General features: G+C 37.2%; 1 protein-coding gene. It reads right to left on the bottom strand.

Annotation, left to right across the window (positions count from 1 at the left end; genetic code table 11):
• The coding region (locus INF28_RS12705) for a glycoside hydrolase family 2 TIM barrel-domain containing protein (RefSeq protein WP_318961781.1) at nt 1-1,452 on the bottom strand (1,452 nt) is incomplete at its 3' end.
• Nucleotides 1,453-1,558 lie beyond the last annotated feature (106 nt).

Here is a 1,558-nt window from a genome sequence, read left to right as displayed (position 1 = left end):
ATGAATTTTATCGTACTTATCAAGATTGTAATTAATTCCAATGGCATCCAATTCATCATAAACCGTGGCAATATCGGGATCATTAGATACCGCTGCCACTATATATCGCGTATTGTCTAATTTTCGTACCATTGCCATAAGATTTTTGCAGATTCTTCTTCCTATGTCAGTAATGTGATTGGGTTCTTCATTTCCAATTGACCAAAACAAGACAGACGGACGATTACGGTCACGCTTAATAAGCATTTCAAGCTGTTGTTTCCCTTCTTCCGTCGATTCAAACCAGCGGGTTTCGTCCATAACAATAAAACCAAGTTCGTCCAATGCATCCATGATTGCCTCTGTCTGCGGATAATGGCTAGTGCGATAACCATTTGCCCCCATTTCTTTTATCATCTCGATTTTATATCTATGTATGTTATCGGGCACAGCCTTGCCAGTCAATCCACAATCCTGATGCGCGCACACGCCTTTAATTTTAATATGCTTTCCATTGAGAAATAATCCTTCGTTAGCATCTAACACAAAATTGCGAAATCCGGTACGTATTTCGTAACAGTCACATTCCTCTCCATTTACAAAAATCTTGGTTTCGACAGTATATAAATATGGATTATCAAGTTCCCACAAAATGGGGTTTTCTATTTTCGTGCTATATTTTGCAATTCCTTTTTCACGCAAAGGAATTTCTATCATCCCTTCTGATTTTGCAATTGCTTTTCGCTCTTTATCATAAAACACTGTAACCGCTCTTGCAACAATATCTTCGTAGCGGTCATTAATAATTGTCACCTCAACATTTACATTCCATTTTCCATCACTTGCAAGCTGCGGCATGGCATAAACACCCCACAGATCGATAGCAACCGTATTCATTTTATTCAGCCAGACATGACGATAGATGCCTCCGCCTTCATACCACCAGCCTTCATGGTTTTCTGTTTCTACATATACAGCAAGAACATTTTCGCAATTCTCTTCCTCTCCAAATTTTACCACATCAGATATATCAACTTCAAAACTGGTATAACCACAGAAATTATGCTTCATTAAGCATCCATTAAGATAAACTGTTGTCTGGGTTGCCACCCCTTCAAACAATAAAGTAATTCGTTTGCCTATATCCGTTTTCGGTAAAAAAAACTTTTTGCGATACCACGCATTCTGGTATTTAAAAAATCCAAGTGCATTATTTTCATCCTGGGATGGTTCCTGTGATATGATATAATCATGCGGAAGCGTTATCCATTCCCATTTATCGCTTTGGATTTCATGGTCACCATCTGTATTAAAATCATCAGGATATCCGCTATATTTCCTTGCAGCAGGCCCCCACAACATACGTTCTGTTTTAGATTGCATATAGATAGGCCCTTTATCTTTAGGGAGTGCTATTTCTATATCTCCTTTATGAAACATCCAATTTTCGTCAAACAATAATTTTTCCCGCATTTTATCCTCCATAAAAATATACTTTACTAAATTGGGGGCTTGTACACAATATCTTATCTTCCAAAAATCCAATAAACACTAAACTAAATCTTTTTCATTTTTCATT

It is taken from the genome of Ructibacterium gallinarum (assembly GCF_014982785.1).
Lineage (GTDB): Bacteria > Bacillota > Clostridia > Monoglobales > Monoglobaceae > Ructibacterium > Ructibacterium gallinarum.
The sequence above is the reverse complement of the archived record's forward strand: the minus strand, read 5'-3'. Positions and strand labels throughout refer to the sequence as shown.